Consider the following 6,463-nt stretch of genomic DNA (forward strand, 5'->3'; position numbering starts at 1 on the left):
GACTTCGATCGATCGATTCAACTCCAACCCACATTCGCAGCGACATATTTGGCTCGTGGTATTTTAAAGTATGTAAAATTTAACAATAGTCGCGCTGCCTTAGTTGACGTCGAGCGAAGTATCCAACTCGATCCGCAAAATGCCAACTCTTATATCATCAGAGGGTTAATCTACGATTCGCTAGGCAATCGCGCCGCTGCGATCGCCAGCATTCGACAAAGTGCTAAACTTGCCAAACAACAAGGAAATCAAAAAATATATCAACAGGCCATAGATTTTCTCAAACAACGGGGGGCAACCGCTAATTGATAAAATTTAAGTAGCATAACTTTCAACACCAATTCCATGTCCAGATCTCGCGAACCTTTTATCAATCTTGTCTTTTATCATGCTTTCAAGCAGACACTGATAAATCCATTTTTTTATTTGTATCTCAAGGGCAAAGTAGAAGGTACAGAACATATCCCCAAAACGGGTGCATTTGTAGTGGTGTGCAATCATGGGAGTAATTTCGATCCACCCCTATTATCGGCGGCGATCTTGCGTCCCGTGGCATATATGGCTAAAGAAGAGCTATTTGACGTGCCAGTATTAAAACAAGCAATTAAGTTATATGGTGCTTATCCGGTCAAGCGCGGTGCTGTCGATCGCACTACAATTAAGACGGCATTAGCTTATCTCGAAGAAGGTTGGGGTGCGGGAATTTTTCTCTCGGGGACGCGCACGGCTGATGGTAAAGTAGTCAATCCACAACCGGGAGCGGCGTTGATTGCAGCGAAGGCTCAGGTACCCATCCTACCCGTGTGTCTGTGGGGAACGCATCTGATCGAGCAAAAGGGTAAAAAATATCCCCAAGCAACTCCAGTAACAATTAGGATCGATAAATTAATCGATCCGCCAACTTCAACCAAAAGATCGGAACTCGATCGAGTTACAGATATTTGTACTGTCAAAATTAATCAGTTGCACGATTTGGGTCGCTAGAAATCGCGACTAAATCCGATCCCCTCATCCAAAATTGTTATAATTATCCAGACAAAGATCGCCTACAATCGCACTCATGGAAAATTTACGCGAACAATTGACCGAACTACTAGATGAGGCTGAATTAGAGTGGCTCAAGCCACATATCCAAAAAGATGCAGTAATTTTGGTTAGTCCAGATCTCGATCTTTTAGATGTAGGTGTAGCGATCGCTAGCGATAATACTCAGTCCGTTCAACACTGGATCGGCGAGCAACTTTTGGTCAAACCATCTCCAGAAATCCTCGCTCGGTGGAATAGTAACCCCAGTCAAAAATTTCAAGCAATGATTATTCAGCCTTACGTGTTAGTAAAGGAGTAAGACCTATTTATGTAGCGAATGTAGAGGGCAGAAGGCAGAAGGTAGCTAATACCAAATCCGGTTTGAAAAGCTCCCCAACCTGTCGCCCTCACCCCCAGCCCCTCTCCCAATTTTGGGAGAGGGGAGCCAGAGCCGGAGGATCTGGCGGGGTGAGGGCAACAGTGGGTATCACTCGCAAAAGAAGTCTTTGTAAATCTGATTTGTGTAGTTGCTGCCTTCTTTTATTTACTAAACTGGCAGGTACTATAGATCTATTATCATCGCTTGATAGCAACGAGTGGTGATAAAATATGGATGGAAAATTTCGATAAAATTTGTTTGTAAAGTTCTAAAGAAACGCTCGATAATTTTGGGATCGTCTAAGTGGAACGGAAATTCTTGACTCGCTCCTTTAGAAAAATACCAATTAGTAATCATCTTTCCTTCAGTTTTCAACATTTTGTGGAAGTGAAGTAACTGCTGACTTGGCTCTGGTAAATGCTCCATGACATCGAAACAAGTAATCGTATCGAAGGTTTCGGTGGGATCTAATTCCATACAACAGGTAATTTTTGATTCCAAACCTAATTGCCGAACTCGATGCTGGACGAAGTTATAATTAATCGGATTGATGTCGCAATAAGTAACGTGAGTAACTGCGGGACATAATCCTAAAGCGATCGCGTGGGTACCGATTCCACCACCAAAATCTAGCACTCTTCCCTGCGCGCGATCGGCAATTAATTTTAGCGTATCGCCGATATAATCGGTACTAGAAAGATGCCAAGCTGCTAACTCAAATAAATAAGCTTCACCCACACGATCGCGATAAAATTCACTCGCATCTTCCCAATTAAAATCGCGGCGTCCGATTTCGGCTAAGTCCTCTACCGCAGTCGCAAATTTTAAGTCTAATCGCTCTGGCTCGATCTCCAAAAATTGCTGGAGATGTTGTTTTAAATTAAATGCGTCTTGCCAATAACCGTTCAAATACGGCACGATCGGAAATGTAGACATGTGCGAAGATTAATTGATAATTGATAATTGTCGATCGACAAAGATCGCGCGAATCCGGCTCTAATTATAACAGAGTAGGGTGTGTTTCTGCGCTAGCAAAACGCACCGCTTCTCATCCGATCGAGCCTGGATAGTATGTTACTCTCTCGCGATCGACGATCGACGATCGACTAATTAATGTGTTTTTTCTTTCTTAAGATCGGCTAATAACTGCTGCAATCGATCGAGATGTTGGGCTTCGGCTCCATATCGCCAAGCACTATAAGCTTGAGAGATTTCGGTAACTAAACTACCAATTGGATTCGGACGAGTATTGCCAACTACTCGGGCATATTCTAAAGGAGTTTGGGCGGGATGTTTGGAGATACCTCGATCGCGTAAATGAGCCAACATTTGTTGATAGACGCGTTCGACTGGCGATAACTTTTTCAACCATTGTCGATATCGCCATTTACTCAATTGTTGCCATCCTAGCCAACCACAGAATCCGATCGCAATTGCGATCGCACTACCGATAAATATACCCAACCAACCTTGGTTGAATAGACCGAAAAACCAAGCCATACCAACTATCAGCCAACCGATTGTTAACGACCAAATCATGGCGATCCAAGCAGTAACAGGGGAAGGCAACCAGCCAGCTACCCACTTCCACAGTTGTCCGAGCACGCTAAAAGTCTGTTCTTCATCGACACCTGGTGGGGTCAAGGGATGCCCTGGAATCGGATCGAAGGCAAACCAACCTAAATCGGGGAAATAAACTTCTGTGAGGGCGTGTGCGTCGGTATTGGATACTTCATAATATCCAGTAAATGGATTGAATTTACCAGAGTCAAATCCAACTATCAATCGTGCTGGAATCCCGATCGATCGCAACATCATGGTATAAGTCGTGACAAAATGATCGGCATAACCGCCAGGTTCGCAACTAGTCGATTTGCCCTCGCACCGAAACAGAAACCAGCTCGATAGATCTTCACCATCGGGAACGCGCTCTAGTCCTAGCGGATCTTGCGGGATGCGATAATTTTGCTTGAGATATTGAGCCAGATAGAGAGCTTTGGCGTAGTTTGATTTTAAAGGTTCGCTATTTTCGCTAACTTGTCGTTTCGGATAATCATCGACTAAATTTTGGGTATATTGTTGTAATTTAGGCGCAATTTTATCGGGAATTTGCAGATATCGCTCGACAATTTTTGGGTCGTAAGTAGTACTGGCTCCATCGAGTAATTGCCGATCGCGATATGGGACTTGCGAAACAACTGTATAAGTCAAACCTTTGTGTAAACCGACAGGAGAACGGAGACTTCCTTCGAGATCTATGGCAATTTCTGGAGTAGGGAAATAAATTTCATGAGCTACTGGCATTCCTGGAATAATATTGGGCAAATCTTCCAAAGCAGTATAACTTTGGATGACTCGCTTAACGGGCATTCTCGTCCGCCGATAATCGATCGTAAACTTATAGTCCCATGCAGGGCGACGGATTTTCCGCGTGCGATTGTTTTGGGAAATTTCCCAGCCTTGTCCGGTATAACGATCGAATGCCAATGCTTTCCAAAATCCGGCAGCTTGAGCGCGCACTCGCATGACAAGTTTGGGTTTCATTGCGCCCCGCAAATTTTGGTTTATTTGCGAGTTAAATCCATAATAAAAAGTTTCATCTAATTTGCCATCGCTATCGCCATCGCCATTACCGTTGTTGCCATCGATCTGCGACCCACCTTTACCCCCAGCTTTACCCTTGCGCTGATAGCCGGGATTCTGAATACCTTGGGGATCGAATTTGGTTTGTTCGTACTGAACTGGCGCGCTGACGGGGAGAGAACCCTGATAGCCAGGAAAGCGCGGCATGATTGCGAAAATAACTAAACCGATCGCGATGACAATTAATAATAATTGTCCCAATCTTTTCCACGGTAGCCCAATTTTGACAATCTGACTCGGACTAGAAATTTTCAGTGGCGGGAGATCGATCCGCGCGCGATAATCGAGAAATAATACCGGAATTGCGATCGTTAAAAATAATAGTAATAGCGGCGCAAAAGCCAAAGTTTGACTCAAAGTACCAGCAACGCAAATTAAGATTAACCCGATCGTAATTGAATAGCCCAAATCCTTGCGGCGCGGCAGATCGAAAGTATGAATCGTCTGCATCTGTACCAATAATTCTGCCAAAACTAGCCGCGTATCATTAATACTCCCAATTAGATTCGCGACAAAATAACCCAATGCACCCAACATCGCAAATGCTAGGCCAAATTTCATCCCGATATTGCGATCGTGACGATGATACCAACTCCAAGTAGCACCCGCAATACTCAGCGGAATCGCCCACAAACTCATCTGCGTTTCCGCAGCTACATCAGTGGCAATAATGCCGACTACTACCATCGCTTGCACCAGCACTCGCAACAATAGCGATTCCTCTGGTGCCGTTTTAGGCATCTTAGCCATTTGCTGCTGAATATTGGCAAAGATCGAAGTCGCGCGCGGATTTGAAGATAAGGACATATAAAATTATAAATGGCAACTAGCTAGTTCAAATAGTCACCGATCGCGGTTGAGTTCGGGTGATGGCGTTGGGATCTGAATAAGTTTAGGGTTCCCAGATTCTGGCTCGGTTGTTTCATAGTCACTTAATTCTGTTTCCCATGGAAATAGCGGCGGATGTTGCCGAATTTCTGCATCGAGCTGTTTTTGAATTAATGACGGTAATCGATCTTCCACGTTGGGCACTCACTCTCAATTTGATTTAGATATTTGGTTGACTTGGCAACCCCAGGTAATGCACTGTCACTGGTTAAATCTTCCTCTTAGTTTGAATATACACGACCGCTATCTTCATATCGGGACACTATTGAATCAGAACGATCTCTAAATTCGTCCGGTTTTCGTTAGGATAGTAGTGTTGTAGGGGTAGATGGGTAGATGGGTAGATGAGTGGATGGGTGGATGGGTAATGCTTGGATAGTACTGACAGCCTAATCCTGTCAATCGTTAAATCCCGATCGGATGGGTGAGAATTATGCTCGGATCTGTATCTGAGAGTAGTAACGTTAGAAATTGTTATTGGACGAGAGATTGGGCTTTTGAGCCATTTACTTTTTAAAAACCATTGCGATATGACTACGATCGTGACTGCTCAATCTACGCCAACATTGCCTGTCGATGCATTGCTCGGCTTGCACCATATCGCTCTGAATGTCGCAGACATGCAAGCCTCGCGTCACTTTTACGGCCAAATTTTGGGTTTGCACGAGCTGACGGGAACCGACATTCCATCGAGCCTGATTGAATTAGTCAAGCAGGGTCGAGTCGCAAATTTTCGGATTCCCGACGGTACCATTCTCGATTTGTTTGCCGAGCCAGATTTGTCGCCACCATCGCCCGATCCTACCGTGCAATTCACTCGTGTCAATCATCTAGCATTTGACATCGCGCCTGCTTTATTTGACTTAGCCGTGCGAGTTTTGCAATTCCATGGGGTCAAAATTGAGGGCGAACCCGTCACTCGATCGACAGGTCGCGGCATCTATTGTTACGATCCGGATGGTTTTATGGTGGAAATTCGCTGTGAAGCAGGGGAATAGGTTTTAGGTTTTAGGTTTTTGGTGGCGAAGCTTGTACGCTGGATCGATCGATCGGTGGTCTTTGCTCGATCGTCTTATGTTATTGAGGCTACGATCGCTACAATCCGAGCCGATGGCTTCTGTTTAATTATTTGTCGCGTGCCTTCTGCGGCGCACTTTTCTTCGCTGGGACTAGCGGCACATGGGGTTCCTCGTTTTTGTCCTCAGTCTAAAAAATTAGCTCTCGTTATGTCCGAGGCGCGGTGAGAAAGACATGTAGGGGATCTCACAGCGAATCGATCGGTAGAATAGAAGCATAATTCAGGATCTGTATTCTCGTTTTCAGCGGTTACCCCATGCAAAAATGATTTATATCTGAAAACTAACTTTAACGCCTAATACCAAATCCGTTTCACAAACCTTTTTTTGCGATCGAAAACCCAGGTGTCCCTCACCCCGCCAGCTCCTGCGGCTCTGGCTCCCCTCTGTCTTGACTGAAACGCACGCCGAGGAGACCTCGGCGCGATTTCAGTCGCTCCCAAGCTTGGGA

General features: G+C 45.0%; 7 protein-coding genes. 4 read left to right on the forward strand and 3 right to left on the reverse strand.

Translation table 11 applies throughout. The features are described 5' to 3' along the window. The 3 genes from C7B77_RS21195 to C7B77_RS21205 form a co-directional block, all read left to right on the forward strand. On the forward strand, window positions 1-309 hold a 309-nt coding region (locus C7B77_RS21195; protein WP_483862467.1), incomplete at its 5' end, for a tetratricopeptide repeat protein. Window positions 310-345: 36 nt separating this feature from the next. Further along, a complete protein-coding gene (locus C7B77_RS21200; protein WP_106309503.1) occupies window positions 346-984 on the forward strand; it encodes a lysophospholipid acyltransferase family protein in 639 nt (212 codons plus the stop codon). Window positions 985-1,060: 76 nt separating this feature from the next. After that, window positions 1,061-1,345 (forward strand): DUF2288 domain-containing protein, encoded by a 285-nt coding sequence (locus C7B77_RS21205; RefSeq protein WP_015162664.1) that lies wholly within the window; start codon window positions 1,061-1,063, stop codon window positions 1,343-1,345. A 243-nt stretch (window positions 1,346-1,588) separates the two neighbouring features. On the opposite strand, the gene C7B77_RS21210 is transcribed toward C7B77_RS21205, so the two are convergent. The 3 genes from C7B77_RS21210 to C7B77_RS21220 all read right to left on the reverse strand — a co-directional run bounded on the left by C7B77_RS21210 (window position 1,589) and on the right by C7B77_RS21220 (window position 5,080). Beyond that, window positions 1,589-2,341, reverse strand: coding sequence for a class I SAM-dependent methyltransferase (locus C7B77_RS21210; protein ID WP_106309506.1), 753 nt, complete (start codon window positions 2,339-2,341; stop codon window positions 1,589-1,591). Window positions 2,342-2,515: 174 nt separating this feature from the next. After that, a complete protein-coding gene (locus tag C7B77_RS21215) occupies window positions 2,516-4,855 on the reverse strand; it encodes a transglutaminase TgpA family protein (RefSeq protein ID WP_106309509.1) in 2,340 nt (779 codons plus the stop codon). A 36-nt stretch (window positions 4,856-4,891) separates the two neighbouring features. After that, a complete protein-coding gene (locus C7B77_RS21220; protein WP_146138433.1) occupies window positions 4,892-5,080 on the reverse strand; it encodes a hypothetical protein in 189 nt (62 codons plus the stop codon). Between the two features lie 386 nt (window positions 5,081-5,466). On the opposite strand from C7B77_RS21220, the gene C7B77_RS21225 reads away from it, so the two are divergent. Beyond that, the gene (locus tag C7B77_RS21225) at window positions 5,467-5,934 is read left to right on the forward strand and encodes a VOC family protein (RefSeq protein ID WP_106309514.1); all 468 of its coding nucleotides are present in this window, start codon (window positions 5,467-5,469) and stop codon (window positions 5,932-5,934) included. Window positions 5,935-6,463: the final 529 nt, after the last annotated feature.

This window comes from Chamaesiphon polymorphus CCALA 037, assembly GCF_003003845.1.
In the GTDB taxonomy this organism is placed as follows: domain Bacteria; phylum Cyanobacteriota; class Cyanobacteriia; order Cyanobacteriales; family Chamaesiphonaceae; genus Chamaesiphon; species Chamaesiphon polymorphus.

What these genes read in the sequence shown, in the direction of transcription:
- C7B77_RS21200 (WP_106309503.1), top strand. Translation starts at nt 346, where the DNA reads ATGTCCAGATCTCGCGAACCTTTTATCAATCTTGTCTTTTATCATGCT.
- C7B77_RS21210 (WP_106309506.1), bottom strand. Translation starts at nt 2,341, where the DNA reads ATGTCTACATTTCCGATCGTGCCGTATTTGAACGGTTATTGGCAAGAC.
- C7B77_RS21225 (WP_106309514.1), top strand. Translation starts at nt 5,467, where the DNA reads ATGACTACGATCGTGACTGCTCAATCTACGCCAACATTGCCTGTCGAT.
- C7B77_RS21205 (WP_015162664.1), top strand. Translation starts at nt 1,061, where the DNA reads ATGGAAAATTTACGCGAACAATTGACCGAACTACTAGATGAGGCTGAA.
- C7B77_RS21215 (WP_106309509.1), bottom strand. Translation starts at nt 4,855, where the DNA reads ATGTCCTTATCTTCAAATCCGCGCGCGACTTCGATCTTTGCCAATATT.